We start from the raw sequence: 23,378 nt of genomic DNA, 5'->3' as shown, positions 1-23,378 counted from the left end.
GGGCTGCGGCCAGACGGGGCCGGCAGAACTCACACCGCCGCGACAAACCCGTCCAGCACGCGTTTCTGGCCGGCCTTGTCGAAGTCGATGGTCAGCTTGTTGCCTTCGATGGCCGAAATGTTGCCGTTGCCGAATTTCTGGTGGAAGACACGGTCGCCGACGCTGAAGGGCGACGGCTTGTCGGCGACGGATTTGGCGACCAGTTCGCCGTCGATGGTGCGGCCTTTTACGCTCGTGCGCCCGGCGCCGTAGCCGGAATCGGTCTCGCCATAGCCGATGCGTTCGACCTGATGGCCGGAGCGCGTGCCCCAGTTGCGGTCGGTCGCCTCGGTGCGGTTGGCCTGCGCGCGCTGCCAGCCCGGCGTCGAATAGGTGTTGGAGAAGGCACCGGATTTTTCCGTGCCGCCGGCATTGCCGCCGATATTGTCGAAGCGTGAGGCGCCGTAGGGATTCTGCCTTCCTGCCCCTTTGCCGCCACGGCCCGACGCGAAGGAACCGCCGCCATAGGGATTGCCGTAGCCGCCATAGGAGTTGCCGGCTTCGGCGATCTCGACATGGGCTTCCGGCAGTTCCTCAAGGAAGCGCGACGGGATGGTCGATTGCCACAGGCCATGGATGAGGCGGTTGGAGACGAACCAGAGGTGCAGGTTCTTCTTGGCCCGTGTCAGGCCGACATAGGCCAGCCGCCGCTCTTCCTCCAGCCCGGAGCGGCCGCCCTCGTCGAGCGCGCGTTGATGGGGAAAGAGGCCTTCCTCCCAGCCGGGCAGGAAGACGGTCTCGAATTCGAGGCCCTTGGCCGAATGCAGCGTCATGATGCTGACGGCGTCCTGGTCGGCATTCTGCTCGGCATCCATGACCAGCGCGACATGTTCGAGGAAGGAGCGCAGCGACTCGTACTCCTCCATCGAGCGGATCAGTTCCTTGAGGTTCTCCAACCGGCCGGGCGCCTCGACCGAACGGTCGTTCTTCCACATGTCGGTGTAGCCGCTCTCTTCGAGAATGGTCTCGGCAAGTTCGGTATGCGGCTTGGTTTCCAGCGCCTTCTGCCAGCGTTCGAAATTGGCCGCGACCTCGCGCAAGGCGGCCCGGGGCTTCGGCTTCAGCTCGTCGCTTTCGGCCAAAGTCGCCGCAGCCTCCAGCATCGGGACGCGCAGCGCGCGCGCCGTGTCGTGGATCTGGCGGATGGTGGCCTCGCCGAGTCCCCGCTTGGGGACGTTGACGATACGCTCGAAGGCAAGGTCGTCGGTACCATTGGCAACGACGCGGAAGAAGGCCAGCGCGTCGCGGATTTCCATGCGCTCGTAGAAGCGCGGGCCGCCGATGACGCGGTAATTGAGACCGAGCGTGATGAAGCGGTCTTCGAAGGCGCGCATCTGGAAGGAGGCGCGGACCAGGATCGCCATGTCGTTGAGATTGTGCTTCTGACGCTGGTAGGCCTCGATGGTCTCGCCGATGGCGCGGGCTTCCTCCTCGGAATCCCAGGCCGCGTGCACATTGACCTTGCCGTCCTCGGGATCGTCACGGTCGGTGAACAGCGTCTTGCCGAAGCGGCCTTCATTGTGGGCGATGAGGTGGGAGGCGGCGCCGAGGATATGCGCGGTGGAACGATAGTTGCGCTCCAGCCGGATGATGGTGGCGCCGGGAAAGTCCTTGTCGAAGCGCAGGATGTTGTCGACCTCGGCGCCGCGCCAGCCGTAGATGGACTGGTCGTCGTCTCCGACGCAGCAGATGTTGACTTTGTTATCGCTCACGGGCTGTTCCGCGCCTGCCGGCGCGGGCCCTCCGCGCGGGCCTCGCAACGGCTCGGACGCCCGGTCGGGCTTGCGTCCTTCGGCCGATTGGAGATCGCTTGTCGGCGATGCGCGCGAAACCTGCGGCCTTTGCGCCAACAGCCGCAGCCACATGTACTGGGCTGTGTTGGTGTCCTGGTATTCGTCGACGAGGATGTATTTGAAGCGCTTGTGGTATTCCTTCAGCACGTCCGGATTGGCGCGGAAGATGCGTATCGGGTGGCAGAGCAGGTCGCCGAAATCGCAGGCATTCAGCGTCCGCAGCCGCTCCTGATAGGCCTTGTAGAGTTCGCGGCCCTTGCCATTGGCGAAGCTGCGCGCGTCGCCCTCGGCGATATCGGCCGGACCTTGCCCCTTGTTCTTCCAGCCGTCGATCATCTGGGCGAACTGCTTGGCCGGCCAGCGCTTGTCGTCCAGGCCTTCGGCCTGGATCAGTTGCTTGATCAGCCGCACGACGTCGTCGGTGTCGAGGATGGTGAAGTCGGAACGCAGCCCCGCGAGTTCGGCGTGGCGGCGCAGCAGCTTCACGCCGATCGAATGGAAGGTGCCGAGCCAGGGCATGCCCTCGACATTGCCTTCGCCGATCAGGATGCCGATGCGCTGCTTCATCTCGCGCGCGGCCTTGTTGGTGAAGGTCACGGCCAGGATCTGCGACGGGAAGGCCTTGCCGGTGGCGAGGATGTGGGCGATGCGGGTGGTCAGGACGCGCGTCTTGCCGGTACCGGCGCCGGCCAGCACCAGAACCGGGCCCTCGGTGGTTTCCACCGCCAGCCTCTGCTCGGGGTTCAACCCCCTGAGATAGTCGGGCGCGTTGTTATGGGCGCCGCGGGCGGCCATGGCGCGCGCGGCAATACCCGACGGGGCCGAGGGCCGCGCATTGGGTTCGTCGAAAAAGGGCATGTCTTCGGAAAAGCCGGACATCTCCCCCGAATGTAGTGATTCGGTGGCGAAAGACCAGAACTGTCTACGTTTTGTTCCCGGTAAAGTGCCGAGAAGGCCGCTCAGGCCTTGCGGTAGCCGAGAGCGACGAAAAATCGCTGCTCTACCGCACGCGCCTCGTCGGTTATCGCCGCGCCCAGAGCGACCTGCATCTGGTCGTAATAGTGGCTACCGGCAGGTGAGGCCAGGAAAGCTTCGTAAAGGCCGAGATCATCAAGCGACAAGTCGCGACACGCGAAAGCAGTATTTTCCATGATCCGCTTTTCGGCTTTCTCGCGAATGTTACCGGCCTGCTTATGGCAAGATGGATTGCCACCTTGGCGTGTGGGCCAGCTTGACAGGCGGAGCGGGTGAGGGAAAGCTGAACAAAGGGCAGGGACGTTGCCCATGGCCGCCTCGCTGGCGTGCAACAGTCGAAGGAGTATCATCTTGGCTGTCTCCATCACCTCCCTCATCCTCTTCCTCATCGGCCTGGCGCTCGGCGCGGGCGGCATCTGGTTGGCTTCGCTGGGCGGCAGTTGGTATTACATCATTGCAGGCCTCGCCTTCCTGATCACCGCCTGGCTACTCTATCGACGCCGGTCCACCTCCCTGTGGCTTTACGCGGCGATCGTGCTCTGCACTTTGGCCTGGGCGGTCTGGGAAACCGGCTTCGACTGGTGGGAACTCGGCCCGCGCGGCGGCATCATCGTGCTGGTGGCGCTGTGGCTTTTGACGCCCTGGGCGAGGCGCGGCCTTGCCGGGCCTGACGGGCGCGCGCCGCTGATCCTGGCCGTGCTGGCATCGTTGGCGGTGGCCGGCTATTCGATGACCGCGGACCCGAAGGACATCGGCGGCGCGCTCGACACCGACAAGGTGATCCCCAATGCCAATCTTGGCGGCGACGTGCCGGCCGGCGAGTGGCACTTCTATGGCCGCACGCAGTTCGGCCAGCGTTACTCGCCGCTCGATCAGATCACACCGGACAATGTCGCCAATCTGCAGCCGGCCTGGACCTACCGCACCGGCGATGTGAAGGGGCCGGACGATGTCGGCGAGACCACCTATCAGGTGACGCCGCTTAAGATCGGCGACACGCTCTACATCTGCACGCCGCACAATTTCGCCATCGCCATCGATGCGGCGACCGGCAAGGAGAAATGGCGCTACGACCCCAAGATCAAGCTCGACAAGGATCGCCAGCACCAGACATGTCGCGGCGTGTCCTACTATGCCGATGCCGCCGGGGCCGTCGGCCAGCCTTGCGCAAGCCGTGTCTACCTGCCGACGTCGGATGCGCGGCTGATCGCGCTCGACGCCGCCAATGGGCAGGTTTGTCCGGCCTTCGCCGAGGGCGGCACGCTCAACCTCTTGACCGGCATGCCTTACCCAAAGTCGGGTTATTACTATTCGACCTCGGCACCGCTGATCGCGGGCGGCAAGATCATCGTCGGCGGCGCGGTCAACGACAATTATTCGACGCAGGAGCCGTCCGGCGTCATCCGCGCCTATGATGCGAGCACCGGCAAATTGCTGTGGAACTGGGATTCCGGCAATCCGGATCAGACCACGCCGCTGCCGGCCGGCCAGACCTACACCGCCAACTCGCCCAATATGTGGTCGACGCCGAGCGCCGACGAGAAGCTCGGCCTGCTCTATGTGCCGCTCGGCAACCAGACTCCCGACCAGCTCGGCGCCGGGCGCAGCGCCAATGTCGAGAAATTCTCCTCCTCTATCACCGCGCTCGACCTCAACACCGGGCAGTTGAAATGGGTGCGGCAGACCGTGCACCACGACCTCTGGGATATGGACGTGCCGGCGCAGCCGAGCCTGATCGACATCACCAAGGGCGACGGGACAGTGGTGCCGGCGCTGGTCGGGCCGACCAAGCAGGGCGACCTCTATGTGCTCGACCGGCGTACCGGCGAACCGATGATACCGGTCAAGGAAATGCCGGCGCCCGGTGGCGCCATCGAAGGCGACCACACATCGCCGACGCAGCCGGCATCGGGCCTCTCCTTCAACCCGCCGCCGCTGACCGATGCCGATATGTGGGGCATCACCATGTTCGATCAGCTGGCGTGCCGGATTGCCTTCCACAAATTGCGCTATGAAGGCCGCTACACGCCGCCCTCCCTACAGGGATCGCTGATCTATCCCGGCAATTTCGGTGTCTTCAACTGGGGCGGGGTCGCCGTGGACCCGGTGCGGCAGGTGATATTCGGCATGCCGACCTACCTGGCGTTCACATCCAGACTTATTCCTCGCGCCGACGTGCCGCCGCCGGGCGACGCGAAGGGCAGCGAGCAGGGCCTGAACCGCAATGAGGGCGCTCCCTACGCGGTGGTTATGGGACCGTTCCTGTCGCCGCTCGGCATTCCCTGCCAGGCGCCGCCCTGGGGCTATGTCGCCGGCGTCGATCTGAGGACCGGCGCGATCGCCTATAAGCACCGCAACGGCACGGTCTACGACATGACGCCGCTGCCGCTGCCCTTGAGGGTCGGCGTGCCCGGTATCGGCGGGCCGATGATCACCGCTGGTGGCGTCGCCTTCCTGGGTGCCGCGGTCGACGACTATCTGCGCGCCTACGACCTGACGTCCGGCAAGCAGCTCTGGCGGGCGCGGTTGCCGGCCGGCGGGCAGTCGACGCCGATGACTTATACGGTCGCCGACGGACGCCAGTTCGTGGTCATCGTCGCCGGCGGCCATGGCTCGGTCGGCACCAAGCCCGGGGACTATGTGATGGCTTACGCGCTGCCGAAGTAAGGCAATGCTGGACGAGTGATCGATCAAGTTCTGCCGGAATTGTTGTGCAGGGATTGCGCCAGGGCTGAAATTGCACCTTCTCCCCAGTCACTCCACTGGGAGAAGGTGGCGGCAGCCGGATGAGGGCGGCGCAAAGCCTTCCGAGTCGAACGCCTTAGCCAAGCCCCAGATGGCTCTTCAGGCTCGGCACCGAGCCGAGCACCTCGTTGGTCAAATCGGGGCCGGCGGCGGCTTCGGCCTGCTGGACCAGCGTGGCGCCCGCCTTCTGGATCTGCGCCATGTCGAGGCCGGATGCCTTGAGCGCGGCGAGGCCGTTGACCAGCGCGCCCGCTTTTTCGCCGAGAACGCCGCCAAGCGCGCCCTGCAGTGAGGACAGGAAGCCGCCACCGCCGGCTGGGGCGGCGGCCATGACGTCATATTGGTGGGCAAGATCATCGGCGCCGGGGATCTTGGCGAAAAACGAGGAGGCGCTGGTGCCATCGGCCTCGTGCTCCAGCACCGAGAGGATGGTGCCGACGACTTTCTCTGTCGTCGCCTGATCGAGGCCTGCCTTTTGAGAAACGGTGTTGACGATATCCTGGACGTTCATGATCTCACCTCATCCTTGGGTTTTGGTGTTTGCCGGATGGCGCTGGCGGCTGCGAACCTTGACCATGGAGCTCCGGCTCGTGGCGACAACGGTCGCGCGCATCGCCAGGATGGCGGCTGCGGCAACCATGAAGGCGGTTGCCAGAATCGGCGAGGTCATGGTCATCGGCGTGTTCCTTTCAGATCGGACCATTCAGGACCGTGGCCGCCCCATGGGGCGGCCGGTTCCTCAGTTTCCCCCACTATTGTGGCAGCGCCATCAAGATTTGTCGCCGATGACCAAAATGTGATGATCGTCCCGCCGCTCGCCCATGGCCGCGCAACCGGAGTGTCACCGAGCCGTGACTGGACGATGTGAGGCTCGCCCCTATCTTGCCAACCGCAAGGCAGTCGAGGCATCGAGATCGAGGAGTGCGTCCATGACGACGACATCCGCAAACACCGGAAAACCCGTCATTACCCAGGCGATGATCGACGCCTATGACGAATATACGCATCTGACGCTCGATCGCCGGCGCTTCATGGAACAACTGACGAGGCTTGCCGGATCGGGCGCGGCGGCGGCCGCGATCGCGCCGCTTCTGGCTGCCAATTCCGCCCAGGCGGCAATCGTTGCCGACAACGACCCCCGCGTGAAAGGCGAGGACATCACCTATCCCGGCAGCGGCGGCGAAATGAAGGGCTATCTGGTCAAACCGGCAAACCAGACCGGCAAGCTCGGCACCGTCATCATCATCCATGAAAACAGGGGGCTCAACGCGCATATACGCGACGTCGCCCGGCGCGTGGCGTTGGAGGGGTTCGTGGCGCTTGCGCCGGATTTCCTGTCACCGCTCGGCGGCACACCCGCCGACGAGGACGAGGCGCGCGACATGTTCACCCAACTGGACTCCGCGCAGACCGTGGCCGACGGCGTGGCGACCGTCGCCTTCCTCAAGGCCGACAAGGACGGCAATGGCAAGGTTGGCGTCATCGGATTCTGCTGGGGTGGCGGTATCGCGAACATGCTGGCCGTCAACGCGCCCGATCTCGCCGCCAGCGTCGCTTACTACGGCATGCAGCCAAAGGCCGCCGATGTCTCGAAGATCAAGGCCGCGTTGCTGCAGCACTATGCCGGGCTCGACAAACGCACCAACGCCGGCATCGATGCCTTCAAGAAAGAGCTCGACGCCGCCCATGTCGAGTACACGGTCTATGTCTATGAAGGCGCCAACCATGCCTTCAACAATGACACGTCGGCGGCCCGCTACGACAAGAAGGCGGCCGATCTCGCCTGGGGCAGGACTGTCGCTTTCCTCAAGCAGAAACTGGCATAGCGCGAGTGTCACGCAGCCGGCCGGGTCACCTGGCTGATGGGGCCGGCTTGTGGAACGCAACGCCGGCCACCACCAGCGCGATGCCGAGGCAATCCCTGAGGCCGGGAACCTGGCGCAGCACGATGACGCCGATCAGCGTTGCCGTGACCGGCAGCAGCGATAGCATCAGCGCAAAGCTCGAGCGCGGCAGCCGTGACATGGCAAGCTGATCGCAGATGTAGGGAATGACCGAAGAACAGATGCCGACACCAATGGCTGCAATGAGAAGCAGCGGTGAGAAGAAGGCGGGCAGCGCGTCTCCGAGGCCGATCGGCAGCACGACGACGAAGGCGACCGTCATGGCGGCGCCGAGGCCCGCTATGCCGTCGCCCGCACCGGCGCGGGCGACGCGGTGGCCAAGAACGATGTAGCCGACAAAGAGCGCGCCGTTGAAGAAGGCCCAGAACAGCCCGACAGGATCGCTGGACCATTTGACGTCGATCAGCAGCAAGGTGCCGCTGACGGCCACGGCCAGGGCGGCCAGGTTGCGAGCGCTTCTGAGGCCGACCAGCGCGACGCCGATGGTGCCGACGAATTCGATCGCCGCCACCAGCGAGATCGGCAGTCGGTCAAGCGCCAGGTAGAACGAACAGTTCATCACCGCCAGGCAGGTGCCGAAGGCCAGCAACAGCAGGCGGGTTGGGCGATCGGCGCGGGCGAAGCTCCGCCATGGGCGCGTCAGCGGCGCAAAAATCAGCGCCGCGCTGGCGATGCGCAGCCATGCCATGCCGAGCACGCCGACATGCGGGAAAAGCAGCACGGCGAAGGCCGGTCCGAGATAGTGGAAGACGGCGCTGACACCGAACCAGACATGCGGCGGCAGTTTTGCCGCCAGGCTGCCGGGCAGGTGGCGACCGAGGGCAGGGCTGGCGGCTGAAGCTTGCGCTTGATCGTCCATCGGATCAGTATCGCAGGCGGTTTTCCCAGTTTATATGGAGAATGGTCGATTATCTGGCCGTTTTCATCACTGGAAGCAAGGAGATTTCAATGAAGCGCCTTCGGATTGAAAATATCGACCTTGATGCGGCGGACATGAAGATCCTGCGCCTCTTGGAAAAGGACGCACGCGCCAGCACGGCGGAGCTTGCGCGCTCGGTCGGTCTGTCGGCGCCCAGCGTCGCCGAGCGCATCAAGCGGCTGCAGGAGAACGGCGTGATCGAAGGCTATTCGGTGAGGATCAATCCCGCGGCCCTTGGGCTGAAGCTGTCGGCGTGGCTGCGCATCCGGCCGGTGCCGGGACAATTGTCCGTCGTGGCCGAGATCATTCGCGAACTGCCCGAAATCGCGCAATGCGACCGGGTGACCGGCGAGGACTGCTTCATCGCCCTGGCGCATGTCGGCTCGGTCGCCGAACTCGAACGGGTGATCGACCGCATCATCCCCTATGCGATGACGAACACGGCCATCATCCAGTCGTCGCCGGTGACCGCGCGTTCGCCTCTGGCGGCGATCCGGCGATCGCCGTGAAATGGCGCGACGGTTATCGGATGTTTCCGCGGGGCGGCTGTGACGAACGGCATCAGCCTCGGGCCGGCTCGCCGGCGTCAGGCGTGGCCGCGCTTCAGGCGGGCGCGCTTTAAAATGCTGCGCCAGCGGATCATGTCGAACGGAATCGGCTCGTTGTTATTCGCGATGTGGAAGATTTCGTTGTCGACGTTCTTGAGCGAACGCCAGAAATCATAATCCGTTATGCGCGGATCAGCGGCCAGCCTGTCCACCTCGACCTTGATGTCGGTTTTCATGCACGTCCCTCGAACCGGCTTTGCCCCGCCGCCCGTATCGCAACTCGATGCGGATCGTTTTCGACCGCTCTGCTGAGTCGTTCAACGTCTCAATTGGCTTGTTCCCGTTAAAACCTCGGTAAGGTTAACGTGGGTCCGGAGCCGCTTCAAGCACCGGTGCCAGCGGACATCAGAGGTTCGGCGATTTTGAGTTTCGGGTGTGGCTTTGAAGTCAGACCCGGGTCGCCTCGCCGTTCGGGAGTTGGACGGATATCGCCCTCGCCCTACTTGCGCTTGATGCCGATCGAGCGGCCCGCGCGCTCGGGCATGGGCAGGGCCGAATGGGCGGCGCGCATGGCTTCGATCCTGGCCAGCACATCGGCGGGGAAGGGTGCCACCTTCGGCCCCGCCATGTCGACATGCAGCGACAGGGTCTCGGACGTGGCGGCGAGCCAGCCGTCCACATGGCGGATTTCCTGGTAGGCCCTGAGCCGCTTCTCGTCATGGTCGATGAGCTGGAAGGAGACTCTGACCTTGTGGTCCAGATGCAGTTCCTGCACGTAGCAGACATGGACTTCGGCCGTGTAGATAGTGAGTCGCCGCTCTTTCACGTAATCCAGGCCCATGCCCATCGCCTCGAAGGCCTCGTCCGAACAGCGGTCGAACAGCACGTTGTAATACGCCATGTTGAGATGGCCGTTGTAGTCGATCCAATCCTTCTCGATATCCATGGGCCTGGAGACGAAGGGGGCGGGGATGGGCATCGAAACTTCCTTGTTCTGGCGCTGGACACAGCGGGGCTGGTGAGACTACGCATCCATAATCGCATGACAAGCGTGGGCACTGGTCCATTAGCGGAGGAATTCATGGCTCTGAGCGACCTCAATCCGGTCGAGCGCAACGAGGAAGGCATCGCGGCGGTGCTTGGCATCCTCAAGCAACGGCTGGGCGAGCGCTTCCAGACCGGCCAGGCTATCCGCTCGCAGCATGCGCACACCACCACCTATATTCCGACGCAAGCGCCGGACGGTGTCGCTCTCCCGGAGACCACGGCCGAGGTGCAGGAGATCGTGCGCGCTTGCGCCGCGCACCGCGTGCCGGTGATTGCCTTCGGCGTCGGCTCGTCGCTGGAAGGCCATACCAACGCGCCCGGTGGCGGCATATCGGTCGATACGTCACGCATGAACCGCATCCTTGCGGTCAATCCGCCGGATCTCGACTGCACGGTCGAGCCTGGCGTGACGCGTGAGGATCTGAACCGGCATCTGCGCGACACCGGGCTGTTCTTCCCGATCGATCCGGGCGCCAATGCCTCGCTGGGCGGCATGGCGGCGACGCGGGCCTCCGGCACCAATGCGGTGCGCTACGGCACGATGCGCGAAAACGTGCTGTCGCTGACGGCGGTGATGGCAGACGGTGAGACGGTGACGACCGGCAAGCGGGCGAAGAAGAGCTCGGCCGGCTACGATCTGACGCGGCTGCTGGTCGGCTCGGAAGGCACGCTCGGCATCATCACCTCGCTGACGCTCAAGCTGCAAGGCATTCCGCAGGCGATCTCCGGCGGTGTCTGCCCGTTTCCGAGCGTCGAGGCAGCCTGCAACGCGGTCATCGCGACCATCCAGATGGGCATTCCCGTGGCACGTATCGAACTGGTCAACGCGCTGCAGATGCGGGCGATGAAGAATTATTCCAAGCTCGATTATCCCGAGAGCCCTTGCCTGTTCGTCGAGTTCCATGGCAGCGATGCCGGCGTCGCCGAACAGGCCGAGACTTTCGGCATGATCGCCGAAGAGAATGGCGGCGGCCCGTTCCTGTGGACCAGCGTCGCCGAGGAACGCTCCAAACTGTGGAAGGCAAGGCATGACGCCTACTGGTCGTCGTTGACGCTGCGCCCGGGCGCCAAGGGGCTTTCCACCGACGTCTGCGTGCCGATCTCGCGTTTTGCCGAATGCGTCACCGAGACCGAAGCCGACATCGCCGAAATGGGATTGATCGCGCCGATCGTCGGCCATGCCGGCGACGGCAATTTTCACGTGTTGGTGCTGATGGATGTCAACGATCCCCAGGAGATCGCGTTGTCGGAAAAATTCGTCGCGCGGCTCAACATGCGGGCGATCGCCATGGACGGCACCTGCACCGGCGAGCACGGCATCGGCCAGGGCAAGATCGGCTTCCTGCGCCACGAACTCGGCCATGGTGTCGACATCATGCGCACGATCAAGCAAGCGCTCGACCCGCAAAACATCATGAATCCGGGCAAGATATTGCCTGGCGACGATCATTAGATGTCGAAAGCCGAGACTTTGCGGCCGATCGCGATGCCGCCGTCGAGCGCCGGCGCGCCGCTGCCTCATGTATTTGCGGATGAAGGCAGGCTGCTCATAGCCTACCTGGCCAACATCCCGGGCCCGTCATTCGATGGCACAAACCCGCGATCGGTTTCTGCTGCAACCGGCAACCAGACCGTCGTTATACTGGCGGCAGATCCCTATCTGGCGTTGCAATTTGGACCGCCGAACGACGAAACGATCAGTGGGCATCGGTTGCATGTATTGGGTTTGCAGCCCTATTCCGCGTTCGAAGTCGTCAATTCGTCCTGGATCGAATCTCTTGAAAGGGCAAATCGGGTTCACTCGTCCCATGCGCCGGAGCTGTTCTCCGGCTATCGGCATTTCATCCTAACGTTCCACGATTCCACATTTGAGTTCGTCGCCGCGAGTTTCTCGACCAGCCTTCATGAAGGTGCGGTCCTCGCCGCGTTGATGGAGGCCGCCGTAAATCCTATCCCACATCATGTCGAAGCCGGTCCGCTTTCTCGATAGGTTTTGGCGGCACGATTGTTCCGATTTGCCGTGCCTTGACGGCGCCGCCATTCAGGTCGAGGCTTCCTTTGGCAACCCTGAAACACGGGTCTGCCGGCTGAGGAGGACTGTCATGGCCATTTCACGCAAGGAAGAAGCCCGCGCGCTGAGCGCCGATGAAAAGGAACTGGTGGAGAAATCGCACCATCCGGCGGTGCAGGATCTTTCCGACGCCGACCTTTCCGGCCTGGTCAAGCTGCTGCGGGAGCGGCGCGACAAGGCGCAGACCGAAGCTCACCGCCGTCGGCGGGAAATACGCGGCAAGGGCGCGCCCAAAGGCGCGGCCGCCTCGAAGGCCGATGGTGGTTCCCAGGTGAAGCTGGCGGTGCTGGCGATGGCCATGCGGCGCCTGAATGGCGAGGCCGAACGCCGGCGCCAACTGGCGGCTCGCGTTTCGCTGGTCGGAAATGCACGCAACGCGCTGGCGATGAAGCAGGATGCGTCGGCGGACGGTCCCGCTCACAATTCGCGGACGGCTCACAAGGGCATGCGGGTCGTGGCCAACGAGCGGACGCCGAAGCTGGTGCGGCCGGCGGAACTTGGCCGCCAGCGCAAGGCGGGCAAGGTGGCGCAGGCGAAGCGCGACGCACGCTGAGGTTTTTTCAATTGTGACTGTCGGCCCGCCACCTTAGCGTGCAGCGGGATTTGCCTCTGCTTGCTCTGGACAAAACCCCAGCATCAGGCGCCAAAAAATGTCGTGCTGCCCTGCGAGATGGAGACGTCCAAAAATCCCTGCTTTGTCCCGGATTTGTTTTCAGATCGTCCGACGCGACGCAACACTGGGTGAATTGCCTCTTTATCGACACGCGGATGCGGGTAGAGTGCGGCAGAATTTCAATCAACCAGTTCGGAGCTGATGCTCGCACGTCTGTTCGTGATCTTCGGTGGCTTTTTCGTACTGGTGCTGTGCGCTGCACTGGTGGTGCCGTACTTTGTCGACTGGACCGGCTACCGCGCCGAGTTCGAGCGCGAGGCAAGCGCCATCCTTGGCCGCAAGGTGACGGTGCAGGGCGACGCCACGGCAAGACTGTTGCCGTTCCCTTCGGTGACCTTCTCCAACGTCGCGGTCGCCGGCGGCCCCAATGGCCAGCCGGCCATGACCATCGAGACGTTTTCGATGGATGCGGAACTGGCGCCTTTCCTGCGCGGCGAGGTGCTGATCTTCGACATGCGGCTGGTGCACCCGAAAGCGACAATCGGTATTGCCAATGACGGGACGGTCGACTGGGCGATGCGCCCGTCCACGCCCTTCAATCCCGGCCAGATCTCGATCGAGAAGCTGACGGTGACGGAGGGGCAGATCGAATTGCGCCATGCCGCCGGCGGACGCAGCCATATTTTTTCCGAGATCAACACCACCATTTCGGCCAAGTCGCTGGCCGGGCCGTGGCGCATGGATGGCACCTTGCGGCTTGACGGGTTGCGCACCAAGATCGCGGCATCGACCGGCAAGGCCGAACCTTCCGGGCAGATGCGGATCCGGCTGAAGGCCGATCCCGACGCCTATCCGCTGGTGATCGAAACCGATGGCAATGCCGGCATCGTCAATGGTGCCGCCGCCTATTCCGGCCAGTTCAAAATTTCGAGTGCCGACAAGAATGGTGCCGACAAGAATTCGGCCCAGTCGCGCGGCAGCGACGGCGAGACGGTGAAGGTCAGCGCCGGCAAGCCGGATCCCGGCTTCCGGCTGAACGGCAAATTCTCGCTCGACCACCAGAAGCTCGGTGTCGACGAATTTCGTTTCGAAACGGGTCCGCTCGACAACCCTTACACCGCCGACGGCAAGGCTTCGGTGGATCTCGGCCAGAGGCCGAGCTTCGCCATCGAGGCCAACGGCGCGCAGGTGCAGTTCGACGAGGCGGTGGGCGCCCAGGCCGGCGCCGGCCTGACGCTGGACCAGCGCATTGCCGGGCTGGAGCAGGCGCTGCTCGAACTGCCGAAGCCGACCATACCCGGCACCGTCGAGGTCAGGCTGCCCGCGGTGGTGGCCGGCGACACGACCGTGCGTGACGTCCATCTCTCCGCCGAACCCGTCGAAGGCGGCTGGTCGGTCAAATCGCTTGCCGCGACCTTGCCCGGCCGCACCACGCTGGAAGCCGACGGCATGCTCAGCGTCGAGGACCATTTCGGCTTCACCGGTTCACTCCTCTTGGCCGTCGCCCAACCTTCCGGCTTTGCCGCCTGGCTGTCGAGGGACGTCGACGAGGCGATCCGCCGTCTGCCGGCCGCCGGCTTCAAGGCCAAGGTCGATCTCTCGGAGAAGCGCCAGGCCTTCAGCGATCTCGAGCTGATCCTGGGCAAGGCGAAGTTTTCCGGACGCATCGATTCCAGCCAGCCAGACGATGCCAGGCCTTCGGTGCTGATGCGGCTCGAAGGCGGTGAGCTCGATGTCGATGGGCTGGCGGCCTTCGCCTCGATCTTCGTCAGCGACAAGGGCGCCAACCGCTTTGCCGATCGCGATCTCGATTTTCAGATCAAGGCCGGGCCGGTCAGCGCCGGCGGGTTGACCGCCGACACGGTCGACACGGCGCTCAGGCTGCGCGACGGGTTGCTTGAAGTCGACCGGCTCTCGGTTGGCGGGCTGGCCGGCGCCTCGATCAGCGCCACCGGCCGGATCAAGGATTTTGCGGCAAGCCCGACCGGCAAGCTCGATGCCTCGATTGTCGCCGTCGACCTGAAGCCGCTGATCGACGTTGCCGCGCAGCATTATCCGGGCAATGCGGTGCTGAAGGGGCTGGCGAGCCGCGCCGCTGCCTATCCCGAACTTTTCCAGGACGCCCGCGTCGACCTTGTGGCGAGTGCCGCCGACAATGGCGACGGCACAACGGGGCTGGCGGTAAGCGGGCAAGGCAAGGCCGGTGGTTCGGCTTTTTCCGCCTCGCTGTCGGGGAAGGGGGCGCCCGACAAACTGCTCGAAGCGCCGGTGACGCTGACCTTCAACGCCAAAAATCCCGATGCCACAACGCTGCTGGCGCTCTACGGCCTGCCGGCGCTGCCGCTCGGCATGTTGGGCGAGGCAAGCACGGACATCCAGGCCAAGGGCACATTTGGCGGCGGCCTGGCGACGAGTTTCAGCCTCGCCGGCAATGACTTCAAGGCGGGCTTCGAAGGAACTGTCGCGGCGACCCCGCAGGGACCCACGGCAAAGGGCAAGATCAGCCTTGATGCCGCCGACATCGAACCCTGGCTGATGACCACAGGCATCGGTCTGCCGGGCATGGGGGCTGGCATGTCGACGTCGCTTGCGGCGCAGGGCGATTATGGCAACGGCCTGTTGGTGCTCGACAATGTCAATGGCGCCATCAACGAAGCAGCGGTCTCCGGCGACGTCAATATCGATATCAAGGACGGCGCGCCGCATCTGGCCGGCGCGCTGGTGCTCGACGAACTCGACCTCGATCCGTTGGCGGTGGCGCTGTTCGGCGATTCCGCTTTCCTTGCCCATAAGAATGGGGCCGACAAAACCGCGAGCGACAAGGGCACCGTGTGGCCGGCCGCGCCGTTCAGCCAGAAATCCAGCCTGCCGTTCAGCGCCGACCTCGACCTGACGACGGCGGCATTGGCAGCCGGCCCGTTAGCCACCGCCTATGGCGCCGCCTTTTCGCTCAAGCTCGACAAGGAAGGCATCCGTGTCTCCGACCTCAAGGCGAAATACCTGGGCGGCGCGCTGACCGGCCTGTTCGAGTTGAAGAACAATGACGGCACCGGGCTTTTCACCGGCCAGATGAAGCTGGCGGGCGCCGATCTGGCAAGCGTGTTGCCGGACGCCGGCATCAGCGGCAATGGCGATTTCTCGGCGACGCTGTCGACCAGCGGCAAGTCGGTGGATGCGATGGTCGCCGCCCTGTCGGGTTCCGGCACGGCGACGCTGAGGAGGCTGCAGATCGCCGGCGTCAATCCCGATGCGTTCAGCGCGTTCCTTGCCAAGGCGGATGCGATCGGGCGCGATATCGACGCGGCCAAGACCGCCGCCTTTGCGCCTGACATTGCCGCCGATGGCAGCTTTGCCGCCAAGGACGCCGACATCGCCTTCACGGTTGCCGGCGGCACGCTGAGGGCGCCGCCGATCAGTCTCGAGAATCCGGCGGCGACCCTGTCGGCCGACGTCACCGCCGATTTCAACGCCAGCACGGTTTCCGCCAAGGGCGCGATCACCTATCGGCCCGGCGACGAGGCGCTGGTCGGCTCCGAGCCGGTCATGAATTTTACCGCCGAGGGTCCGTTCGGCGCCGTGACGCGGCAGTTCGACAGCGAGCCGCTGGCACAGTTCCTGACCCAGCGCGCTCTGGAAAAGGAGCAGCAGCGCGTCGAAGCGATGCAGGCGGCGCTGCTGGAGAAGCAGCGCCTGCGGCGCGAGGTGCGTTACTACGCGGCGCTGCAGGACGCGCGCGACAAGGCCGCCGAGGAACTGCGCCAGCAGGAGGAAGCGGCCCGCCTGAAAGCCGAGGCGGACGCCAAGGCGAAAGCGGAGGCTGACGCGCAGGCCCAGGCTGAAGCGGATGCGAAGGCGAAAGCCGACGCGGAAGCGAAAGCCAAGGCTGATGCCGACGCCAAGGCAAAGGCCGACGCAGAAGCGCAAGCCGCCGCGGAACAGCAAGCGGCGGACGAGGCCGCCAAGGCGCAGGCTGAGCAGGAACGCCAGAACGCGGAAGAGGCGATGCGCATCGCAGCGCAGGAAAAGGCCAGGCAAGAAGCCGAGCGCAAGGCCGCGGAACAGGCGTCCAAAGTCCAGCGTGCGCCGTTGCCCGAGGCCAACGACAACCCTCCGGCCAAGCCAAAGGCCAATCCGTTCACGATCGACAATCTGCTGAAGTCGCTGCAGTAGGGCAGTAGGGCAGTAGGGCTGCCGACTTCCCGCTCCCGCCGAAAGATCAGCGCCGCCGACAACCGGGATTCAACGATGCGACGCGTCTGGGCGCCGTTGGCGATCAGTCCTTCAGGGTGTTCTGGAAGGACTTGAAGGCGGTCGCCGCGGGCTTGGCGGTGAGCTGTTCCTGGAACTTGGCGAAGTCAGCGACTTCCCAGTGCTCCGCGAGTTTGCCATCGGCGATCCGGTAGAACTGAAAGGCGGCGAAATCGACGCGGTTCCCGGTCGCCTTGATGTCCCCGAAATCATTCACCTGGGTGCCGCTGACACGGTTGATCACCGCCACCCGATCGCCTTCGCCGATAATCTGCTCAATGGTCCAGGTGAAGTCCGGGAAGCTGGCCTTCAGCCCCTTGAGGTAGCTCCGGACGACTTCGATTCCCGAGGTCTGCCCCTCGAGCTTGTCGCCATAGTCCTCCGAGACAATGTCGGCGAGCTGGCTGAGGTCGCCGGAATTGAACATCTCGAAATAGCGATGCACGATGGCTTTGTTGGCTTCGGAGTTGGACATCAGCGGATCCTTCTTGCAACGGTCTAGGCGTCTTGCGGATGCAGGATATGTTTTGCCGAGGCATCGCCGGCGGCGACTGCCTCATAGGCCTTCACGGCATCATCGAGCGGCCAGGTCTTGAGCGGCGACGGTCGCAACGCACCGCTCTCGAAACCCGGGCGAAGCGCGTTCATGATCACCGCGATTTCGACGCCTGTGAGCTTGGCGGTATCAACGCCGATCAAACGTTGACGGTTGTGATAGAAATCCATCAGATCGAATTCGACGCGGCGCGAACCGACGCTTGTGATCGCCACCTGGCGGCCGTCCAGACCCATCGACTTCATCGCCGGCTCGAAGACCGGCCCGCCGACAGCGTCCAGCACAAGATTCACGCCTTTGTTCTCGGTCAGCGCCGCCGCCATGGTGGGCAGGTCCTTGGTTTTCGTGTTGATGAAGATATCCGCTTCAGAATCCCGGTTCATGTTGATGTCGGCGCCGATCACGCGAGCCTTCTTCCAGTGCGCAATCTGGATCGCGGCGCGGCCGACGGCGCCGGACGCGCCGGTGATGAGCACCGTTTCGCCGGCCCGGATATCTCCCGCCACCACAAGCGCGGACCATGCCGTGACAAAGGGGACGCCGACGGTGGCGGCCTGTTCCATCGACAGGTTCGCCGGCATCTCCGAAAGCCAATCTTCCGGTATGGCAACGAATTGGGCATGGGAGCCGTCGCGGTTGATGCCGAAACCGGCGCCGTTGCCCCATACGGACTTGCCTGCCCAACGGCTCGAAGCTGCGACGACCGTCCCGGCATAGTCGCGGCCAGGCGTGCGTGGCAGCGTCGGATTTGAACACGCCGGAGACAAACTTCACGTCGCTGGGATTGATCGCCGAAGCAGCCATCTTCACCAACGCCTCACCAGCTTGCGGGACGGGCTTTGCGATGGTCTGAACGTCCAGGACCGAGGGCGGACCAAAGGCCGAACGGCGCGCATCGTCGTCATCGCCAGTCTCCAGACATGAGAACCTTCACCGGGTTACGCCCCGACGCGGATTGAAGAGCGATCGAAAGCCGAACTTCTAACCCGCCGATCGCTACAAGCCGAAGGGAGGTCGTGCGGCAGTAACCATGAGGTCCGGAAGGCGAAACCCGCGGCAGCCTGGCAGCGGGCTTCGCCGTGCCGTCAGGCTCCGCCGTGCGAGCCGAGGAGTTGCCATTCCCACGCCAGACTGGTGCCGGTCGCTCCACCATGGTCCAGGAGGACCTGCGCCAGCGCCGGAACGGTGGATTCCCGCGCCCAATCGCGCTGGAGTTCCGATGCGAACACTATCCAGGTCAGCGGCACGCCGCCGGCCTGGATCATCCGTTGAACGCCGCGATCATGGGCTTCCGTGCTGACGCCGCCGGAAGCGTCGGTTACGAAATAGACTTCCCAGCCTTCGCCAAGCGCCTGGATGACCGGGAAAGCGAGGCATATTTCGGTCCAGAGGCCAGCGATGACGACCTTCTTCCGACCGGTCTTCTTCACCCAGTCGACGCAGGCCTTGTCCTCCCAGGTGTTGATAGTGGTCCGGTCGATCGGAACCTGATCGGGAAACACGTCCTGGATCGCCTTGAGAAGCTCTCCACCGCGATCCTTGATCACCGTCGTCAGAAGTGTCGGCACATTGAACGCTTTGGCCACCTTTGCGAGAGCAACCGTGTTGTTGATCATGATTTGCGGGTCGATGTTTCGAACACCCGCAACCTGGAAGGCCTGATGGTCGATAAGCACAAGGACGCAATTCTCGGGCGTCAACATCGCCTCGAGACCAACCTTGGGGAATACTGCAGCGGCCATGTAATTTCCTTTTGTCATTTTCGCAGACGGGTCTGCGCCCATCCGCATGGTGGTTCAATCTTCAATTCAAGTGATCGAATAGCTGGTTCCTACGGGATCAGATTTGACCGCAGTTGCATCAGGCGAACAGTCAGATACGGTCGAGCGTGACGTTCGACGCCATCGACAAGCCGTTACGAGGCGTGTGGATCATCGAACCAAATTGACTGTCTTGTGGCGAGGCCGGCGCTACGCGCCGACTGGAGTCACCGGCGCTCCAAGCGCGTCGCGTCTCAACGGATTCAGGCGACCCGTCTCTGGTCTTTGTCTTATGCCTGTCGTGTTGCCAAAACCGAAGTCACTTTTGGGTGACATGCATTCGCTCGCTATTCCCATTTGCTCAATTCGACGTCTGCTGCTCGGGCGACATTGCGCGCTTCCGAAAGCAGCGCTTTCCCGTCGTCAGTGAGCCGGGCCGGCTGGTGGAATCTCGTTCGAAAGCGTGACGCCAAGCTACGCTTCCAGATTGGTGATCGTGTAGCTGATAACCGAAGTGGCTCGGTTGAGCTGGCGCGCCGCGCGCGCGAAACTTCCAACGTCGATCACGGTCAGAAACACTCGCAATTGATCAGACGTTGGCGTGCCGGGATCAGACATGACGATTTTCTCGAATAGAAGACTCGAAATTTTACAAGTTTCGTACCCTTGGTCAGGGGCGCTACCATTCGCGACAGACGAATCCACCGACTTCAGAGGACCTGGCAAATGACCTATGCGATAATCGGATCTGGTGCCATCGGCCATGCCATCGCCACGCAATTCGCGCGCCAAGGCATCGATGTGATGGTGGCCAACAGCCGGGGACCGTCGTCGCTCACCGACATGGCACGCGCACTCGGTCCCAACATCAAGCCTGCCACCACCGGTGACGTGGTCCACGCCGATGTGGTGATCCTGGCGATTCCGTTTGGTGCCATTCAGGCGTTCGCCGGGAGCGCGGGTGCCGATTGGAACAACCGTCTGGTGATCGACGCGAGCAACGCGGTCGATTTTCCAGCGTTCAAGCCCGCCGATCTGGGCGGCCGCCTCTCAACCGAAATCGTCGCGGAGGCTTTTCCCGGCGCCCGTGTCGTGAAGGCCTTCAATACGGTCCCGGCGGCAAAACTGGAAGCGCCGCCAGCGCAGGCGGGCGGGCGGCGCGTTGTGGTGTTGTCCGGTGATGATGGCAGCGCGAGGTCCCAGGTTGCCGCTCTCATCGAGCGACTCGGCTATGCGGCGCTTGACCTCGGCACGCTGCGGCAGGCCAGCCATCTGCAGCAGTTTGGCGGCACGCTGGTGGCTCAGGACCTGATCAAGCTGGCCTGATCTTGCCATGCACCGAGACAGCGCCGCTGGGGCAGCAACGGGACAGCCGTTGATTTCACGGCATCGCTGCTTTGGCTGTCCTGCGTCCAAGACGCTGCGGCGAAGCCACAGGATTCGGGCGCCGGGAAATAATCAGTATCGTTCCACCCAAGACCCGAGACGTCACTCGCGGTCCCGATCGAGCAGGCGCCTCAGCACGGGTTCGATGCGCGAGAGCTCGTCGAGATGCGCCGCCGACAGCTCGGCCAGGCAATCGTCGGCGCGCTCCGTCAGCCGCAGCAGCACACGGCGATTGTCGTCCGTGTCCTGATCCCGCACGACCAGTCCCGCCTCGCTAAGGCGGTTGACCAGTTCGACGGCGCTGTGGTGGCGGATGCGCAGGCGCTCCGCCAGATCGCCGACCGTCACCGGTCCGCCGCCCGGATATCCCTTGATCGCCAGCAGCGCCTGATGCTGGCGCGGTGTCAGGCCGGCGTCTTCCGCCTGCAGCTGGCTGAATTCGAGAAAGCGGCGGATCAGATAGCGAAACTCGGACAGCCGCTGGTAGTCGGTCTGTTTGATGGCGGGGCGAGGTTTTGCGGGCTGCGTCATGCCAGACATTTGTTCGTTTTCCGGCGAAAGCTCAAACGGATTTCAGGCGAAACCGGCTTGAATAATTATGTCGTGTTACGATACATAGCCAGCCGACAATCCGGCTGGCCGTTTCGACGGTGCCGCATATCCCAGACACGGCCCGCCGCCAGGAAGCAAACCACGATGAAGACCCATCAACCCAACCCCGGTCATCTCAGGGATTTCACCACCGATGCACGAGTGCTGTTCATCGCGGCAATAGCCGTTGTGGTCGCCACGGCGGGGCTGTTTGCCGGCATCGCGCTGCTGAAGCTGATCCGGCTCGCCACCAATATCGCCTATTTCGGCCAGTTCTCACTCGCCGAGCTGAAGCTGCAGGACACGCCGCTTGGGCTTGCCGCCGTCATCGTCCCGGTCATCGGTGCGCTGATCATCAGCCTGATGGCGCGCTATGGCAGCGAGAAGATCCGAGGCCATGGCATTCCCGAGGCCATCGAGGCGATCCTGCTCGGACGTTCAAAGCTCGATGCCAAGGTGGCGATCTTGAAGCCGCTGTCGTCGGCGATCTCGATTGGCTCCGGCGGGCCGTTCGGCGCCGAGGGGCCGATCATCATGACCGGCGGCGCCATCGGCTCATTGATCGCGCAGATGCTGCCGGTCAGCGACAATGAGCGCAAGACATTGCTGGTGGCGGGGGCGGCGGCGGGCATGACCACCGTGTTCGGCACGCCGATCGCCGCGATCATGCTCGCGGTGGAGCTGCTTCTGTTCGAATGGACGCCGCGCAGCTTCATTCCGGTGGCGGTTGCCGTGATCATCGCCGAGGTCGAGCGCACTCTGCTGCATCTGCCTGGGCCGATTTTCCTGTTCCAGGGCGGCATGGCGGTCTCGTTCCTTGGGCTTGGCGGCTGGGTTCTGGTCGGCATCTGCGCCGGCTTGTTATCGGGGCTTTTGACGCGGTTGGTTTATGCCTGCGAGGACGGCTTCCAGAAGCTGCCCATCCACTGGATGTGGTGGCCAATGCTCGGCGGCTTGGTGGTCGGCATCGGCGGGCTGATCGAACCGCAGGCGCTTGGTGTCGGCTACGACAATATCGCCGACATGCTCGATGGCCGCACGCTCGCCACCGCGGCACTGCTCCTGCTCGTGGTCAAGGCCATCATCTGGTCGGTGGCGCTCGGTTCGGGAACATCCGGAGGCGTGCTCGCGCCGCTTCTGATCATGGGCGGGGCGATGGGAGCGGTACTTGCCGGAATTCTGCCTCCGGCCGATCCGGGTTTCTGGACGCTGCTGGCCATGGCCGCCACGATGGGCGGCACGATGCGCGCGCCGCTGACGGCGACTTTCTTCGCCGTCGAGTTGACCGGCAACACGCATGTGCTGGTGCCGCTGATCACGGCCTGTGCGGCGGCGCACGCCGTGACGGTGCTGCTGATGAAACGTTCGATCCTGACCGAGAAGATCGCCAGAAGAGGACATCATCTGGTTCGTGAATATCGTGTCGATCCCTTCGCGCTGACCAGGGTGCGCGAGGTGATGACCTCGCAGGTCGAGAGCGTGCCGGCGACCATGACGCTGCATGGCGCGGCGGCTTTCCTGACCGCACCGGAAACGCGGCATCCGAGCTTTCCTGTGGTCGACGAGAACAGGCAGGTGCTCGGCCTCATCGATCCGCCGGCAATTTTGCGCTGGCGCCGTGCCGGCAAGCACAGGACGACGACGCTCGGCGACTTGCTCGCCGGAAGCAAGGTGACGCTCGCCTATCCCGACGAATATCTGGAAGGCCTCTCCGACAAGCTGCTGATGGCCAACGTGTCCCATCTGCCGGTGGTCAATCCCGAAAGCCTGCAGCTGGTCGGCTATGTCGGCTGGAAGGATCTGATGCGCGTACGGTCTCGGAAACAGGCCGAAGAACGCGACCGCTCGACCTTGCTCGGCTTCGGCACCCGCCGCGGGAAACAACAAGGCGTTGCTTGACGAAGCCCGATTGCCGATCCGATGCCGGTCGCCAGCAGTCGGCTGCTGACGGCCGCCCATGGCGGTTGGAACGTCTAACGTTTTGTGAGGATATCGGACTTAACATGCGTGCCCGAAGGGGTGCTGCCTTGGATACGACCGGTGACGATTTTTCCGAATATAACGTGCCGCCGCGGCGCATCCTCATGCATCATCCGCGCCACGGCTCGTCGCTGGAGCGTTTGAGCAGGGAACGGCTGGTGGAACTCAATTTCCTTGAGTTGCCGCATACCCCCGAGCTCTAC

At 63.8% G+C, this 23,378-nt stretch carries 21 protein-coding genes; 9 read left to right on the top strand and 12 right to left on the bottom strand.

What is annotated here, in order from left to right; translation table 11 throughout:
* Window positions 1–29 precede the first annotated feature (29 nt).
* Both FJ548_RS23765 and FJ548_RS30565 read right to left on the bottom strand, forming a co-directional pair.
* The gene (locus tag FJ548_RS23765) at window positions 30–2,711 is read right to left on the bottom strand and encodes a UvrD-helicase domain-containing protein (RefSeq protein WP_140779107.1); all 2,682 of its coding nucleotides are present in this window, start codon (window positions 2,709–2,711) and stop codon (window positions 30–32) included.
* A gap of 80 nt (window positions 2,712–2,791) precedes the next feature.
* Window positions 2,792–3,172, bottom strand: a complete 381-nt coding sequence (locus FJ548_RS30565; protein WP_246678749.1) for a hypothetical protein — start codon at window positions 3,170–3,172, stop codon at window positions 2,792–2,794.
* Between FJ548_RS30565 and FJ548_RS23755 the strand changes: the two genes are divergently transcribed.
* On the top strand, window positions 3,159–5,474 hold the full coding sequence (locus FJ548_RS23755) for a glucose/quinate/shikimate family membrane-bound PQQ-dependent dehydrogenase (protein WP_140779106.1): 2,316 nt from the start codon (window positions 3,159–3,161) through the stop codon (window positions 5,472–5,474). The genes FJ548_RS30565 and FJ548_RS23755 overlap by 14 nt on opposite strands.
* 154 nt (window positions 5,475–5,628) lie before the next feature.
* Here FJ548_RS23755 and FJ548_RS23750 read toward each other — a convergent pair whose 3' ends face one another.
* Both FJ548_RS23750 and FJ548_RS30000 read right to left on the bottom strand, forming a co-directional pair.
* Window positions 5,629–6,063 (bottom strand): hypothetical protein, encoded by a 435-nt coding sequence (locus tag FJ548_RS23750; RefSeq protein WP_140607970.1) that lies wholly within the window; start codon window positions 6,061–6,063, stop codon window positions 5,629–5,631.
* A 9-nt stretch (window positions 6,064–6,072) separates the two neighbouring features.
* On the bottom strand, window positions 6,073–6,228 hold the full coding sequence (locus FJ548_RS30000; RefSeq protein WP_181168886.1) for a hypothetical protein: 156 nt from the start codon (window positions 6,226–6,228) through the stop codon (window positions 6,073–6,075).
* Between the two features lie 253 nt (window positions 6,229–6,481).
* On the opposite strand from FJ548_RS30000, the gene FJ548_RS23745 reads away from it, so the two are divergent.
* A complete protein-coding gene (locus tag FJ548_RS23745; protein ID WP_140779105.1) occupies window positions 6,482–7,378 on the top strand; it encodes a dienelactone hydrolase family protein in 897 nt (298 codons plus the stop codon).
* Between the two features lie 25 nt (window positions 7,379–7,403).
* On the opposite strand, the gene FJ548_RS23740 is transcribed toward FJ548_RS23745, so the two are convergent.
* Entirely contained in the window at window positions 7,404–8,315 is a 912-nt protein-coding gene (locus FJ548_RS23740; protein ID WP_140765241.1) for a DMT family transporter, read from the bottom strand.
* 89 nt (window positions 8,316–8,404) lie between these two features.
* On the opposite strand from FJ548_RS23740, the gene FJ548_RS23735 reads away from it, so the two are divergent.
* The gene (locus tag FJ548_RS23735) at window positions 8,405–8,884 is read left to right on the top strand and encodes an Lrp/AsnC family transcriptional regulator (RefSeq protein WP_140765243.1); all 480 of its coding nucleotides are present in this window, start codon (window positions 8,405–8,407) and stop codon (window positions 8,882–8,884) included.
* A gap of 77 nt (window positions 8,885–8,961) precedes the next feature.
* Here FJ548_RS23735 and FJ548_RS23730 read toward each other — a convergent pair whose 3' ends face one another.
* Window positions 8,962–9,159 carry a hypothetical protein gene (locus FJ548_RS23730; RefSeq protein ID WP_013894716.1) on the bottom strand — a complete coding sequence of 66 codons (198 nt, stop codon included), beginning with the start codon at window positions 9,157–9,159 and terminating at the stop codon, window positions 8,962–8,964.
* Window positions 9,160–9,422: 263 nt separating this feature from the next.
* Window positions 9,423–9,902, bottom strand: coding sequence for a thioesterase family protein (locus tag FJ548_RS23725; protein ID WP_140765245.1), 480 nt, complete (start codon window positions 9,900–9,902; stop codon window positions 9,423–9,425).
* 102 nt (window positions 9,903–10,004) lie between these two features.
* Between FJ548_RS23725 and FJ548_RS23720 the strand changes: the two genes are divergently transcribed.
* The 4 genes from FJ548_RS23720 to FJ548_RS23705 all read left to right on the top strand — a co-directional run bounded on the left by FJ548_RS23720 (window position 10,005) and on the right by FJ548_RS23705 (window position 16,824).
* Complete coding sequence (locus FJ548_RS23720) at window positions 10,005–11,423, top strand: FAD-linked oxidase C-terminal domain-containing protein (RefSeq protein WP_140779104.1); 1,419 nt, start codon at window positions 10,005–10,007, stop codon at window positions 11,421–11,423.
* Complete coding sequence (locus tag FJ548_RS23715; RefSeq protein WP_140779103.1) at window positions 11,424–11,960, top strand: hypothetical protein; 537 nt, start codon at window positions 11,424–11,426, stop codon at window positions 11,958–11,960.
* A 112-nt stretch (window positions 11,961–12,072) separates the two neighbouring features.
* Window positions 12,073–12,594 carry a hypothetical protein gene (locus FJ548_RS23710; RefSeq protein WP_140695552.1) on the top strand — a complete coding sequence of 174 codons (522 nt, stop codon included), beginning with the start codon at window positions 12,073–12,075 and terminating at the stop codon, window positions 12,592–12,594.
* A gap of 261 nt (window positions 12,595–12,855) precedes the next feature.
* A complete protein-coding gene (locus FJ548_RS23705; protein ID WP_140779102.1) occupies window positions 12,856–16,824 on the top strand; it encodes an AsmA-like C-terminal region-containing protein in 3,969 nt (1,322 codons plus the stop codon).
* Window positions 16,825–16,927: 103 nt separating this feature from the next.
* On the opposite strand, the gene FJ548_RS23700 is transcribed toward FJ548_RS23705, so the two are convergent.
* The 4 genes from FJ548_RS23700 to FJ548_RS30560 all read right to left on the bottom strand — a co-directional run bounded on the left by FJ548_RS23700 (window position 16,928) and on the right by FJ548_RS30560 (window position 19,836).
* A complete protein-coding gene (locus FJ548_RS23700) occupies window positions 16,928–17,377 on the bottom strand; it encodes an ester cyclase (RefSeq protein WP_140779101.1) in 450 nt (149 codons plus the stop codon).
* Between the two features lie 23 nt (window positions 17,378–17,400).
* Window positions 17,401–18,225, bottom strand: a complete 825-nt coding sequence (locus FJ548_RS23695; protein WP_140779100.1) for a zinc-binding alcohol dehydrogenase family protein — start codon at window positions 18,223–18,225, stop codon at window positions 17,401–17,403.
* A 318-nt stretch (window positions 18,226–18,543) separates the two neighbouring features.
* On the bottom strand, window positions 18,544–19,200 hold the full coding sequence (locus tag FJ548_RS23690) for a hydrolase (RefSeq protein ID WP_140607946.1): 657 nt from the start codon (window positions 19,198–19,200) through the stop codon (window positions 18,544–18,546).
* Window positions 19,201–19,692: 492 nt separating this feature from the next.
* Entirely contained in the window at window positions 19,693–19,836 is a 144-nt protein-coding gene (locus FJ548_RS30560; protein ID WP_246671443.1) for a LysR family transcriptional regulator, read from the bottom strand.
* A 108-nt stretch (window positions 19,837–19,944) separates the two neighbouring features.
* Here FJ548_RS30560 and FJ548_RS23680 point away from each other — a divergent pair, with 108 nt between their 5' ends.
* Complete coding sequence (locus tag FJ548_RS23680) at window positions 19,945–20,544, top strand: NADPH-dependent F420 reductase (RefSeq protein ID WP_140607944.1); 600 nt, start codon at window positions 19,945–19,947, stop codon at window positions 20,542–20,544.
* A gap of 162 nt (window positions 20,545–20,706) precedes the next feature.
* Here FJ548_RS23680 and FJ548_RS23675 read toward each other — a convergent pair whose 3' ends face one another.
* A complete protein-coding gene (locus FJ548_RS23675; protein ID WP_140779099.1) occupies window positions 20,707–21,144 on the bottom strand; it encodes a MarR family winged helix-turn-helix transcriptional regulator in 438 nt (145 codons plus the stop codon).
* A 156-nt stretch (window positions 21,145–21,300) separates the two neighbouring features.
* Here FJ548_RS23675 and FJ548_RS23670 point away from each other — a divergent pair, with 156 nt between their 5' ends.
* Window positions 21,301–23,094, top strand: coding sequence for a chloride channel protein (locus FJ548_RS23670; protein ID WP_140779098.1), 1,794 nt, complete (start codon window positions 21,301–21,303; stop codon window positions 23,092–23,094).
* Window positions 23,095–23,378 lie beyond the last annotated feature (284 nt).

The sequence above is a fragment of the Mesorhizobium sp. B2-4-17 genome (genome assembly GCF_006441275.1).
GTDB lineage: Bacteria > Pseudomonadota > Alphaproteobacteria > Rhizobiales > Rhizobiaceae > Mesorhizobium.
Note: the sequence above shows the minus strand (reverse complement) of the source record. Positions and strands in the feature narration are given on the sequence as shown.

What these genes read in the sequence shown, in the direction of transcription:
- FJ548_RS23765 (WP_140779107.1), bottom strand. Translation starts at nt 2,711, where the DNA reads ATGTCCGGCTTTTCCGAAGACATGCCCTTTTTCGACGAACCCAATGCG.
- FJ548_RS30565 (WP_246678749.1), bottom strand. Translation starts at nt 3,172, where the DNA reads ATGGAGACAGCCAAGATGATACTCCTTCGACTGTTGCACGCCAGCGAG.
- FJ548_RS23750 (WP_140607970.1), bottom strand. Translation starts at nt 6,063, where the DNA reads ATGAACGTCCAGGATATCGTCAACACCGTTTCTCAAAAGGCAGGCCTC.
- FJ548_RS30000 (WP_181168886.1), bottom strand. Translation starts at nt 6,228, where the DNA reads ATGACCATGACCTCGCCGATTCTGGCAACCGCCTTCATGGTTGCCGCA.
- FJ548_RS23745 (WP_140779105.1), top strand. Translation starts at nt 6,482, where the DNA reads ATGACGACGACATCCGCAAACACCGGAAAACCCGTCATTACCCAGGCG.
- FJ548_RS23740 (WP_140765241.1), bottom strand. Translation starts at nt 8,315, where the DNA reads ATGGACGATCAAGCGCAAGCTTCAGCCGCCAGCCCTGCCCTCGGTCGC.
- FJ548_RS23735 (WP_140765243.1), top strand. Translation starts at nt 8,405, where the DNA reads ATGAAGCGCCTTCGGATTGAAAATATCGACCTTGATGCGGCGGACATG.
- FJ548_RS23730 (WP_013894716.1), bottom strand. Translation starts at nt 9,159, where the DNA reads ATGAAAACCGACATCAAGGTCGAGGTGGACAGGCTGGCCGCTGATCCG.
- FJ548_RS23725 (WP_140765245.1), bottom strand. Translation starts at nt 9,902, where the DNA reads ATGCCCATCCCCGCCCCCTTCGTCTCCAGGCCCATGGATATCGAGAAG.
- FJ548_RS23720 (WP_140779104.1), top strand. Translation starts at nt 10,005, where the DNA reads ATGGCTCTGAGCGACCTCAATCCGGTCGAGCGCAACGAGGAAGGCATC.
- FJ548_RS23715 (WP_140779103.1), top strand. Translation starts at nt 11,424, where the DNA reads ATGTCGAAAGCCGAGACTTTGCGGCCGATCGCGATGCCGCCGTCGAGC.
- FJ548_RS23710 (WP_140695552.1), top strand. Translation starts at nt 12,073, where the DNA reads ATGGCCATTTCACGCAAGGAAGAAGCCCGCGCGCTGAGCGCCGATGAA.
- FJ548_RS23705 (WP_140779102.1), top strand. Translation starts at nt 12,856, where the DNA reads ATGCTCGCACGTCTGTTCGTGATCTTCGGTGGCTTTTTCGTACTGGTG.
- FJ548_RS23700 (WP_140779101.1), bottom strand. Translation starts at nt 17,377, where the DNA reads ATGTCCAACTCCGAAGCCAACAAAGCCATCGTGCATCGCTATTTCGAG.
- FJ548_RS23690 (WP_140607946.1), bottom strand. Translation starts at nt 19,200, where the DNA reads ATGGCCGCTGCAGTATTCCCCAAGGTTGGTCTCGAGGCGATGTTGACG.
- FJ548_RS30560 (WP_246671443.1), bottom strand. Translation starts at nt 19,836, where the DNA reads ATGTCTGATCCCGGCACGCCAACGTCTGATCAATTGCGAGTGTTTCTG.
- FJ548_RS23680 (WP_140607944.1), top strand. Translation starts at nt 19,945, where the DNA reads ATGACCTATGCGATAATCGGATCTGGTGCCATCGGCCATGCCATCGCC.
- FJ548_RS23675 (WP_140779099.1), bottom strand. Translation starts at nt 21,144, where the DNA reads ATGTCTGGCATGACGCAGCCCGCAAAACCTCGCCCCGCCATCAAACAG.
- FJ548_RS23670 (WP_140779098.1), top strand. Translation starts at nt 21,301, where the DNA reads ATGAAGACCCATCAACCCAACCCCGGTCATCTCAGGGATTTCACCACC.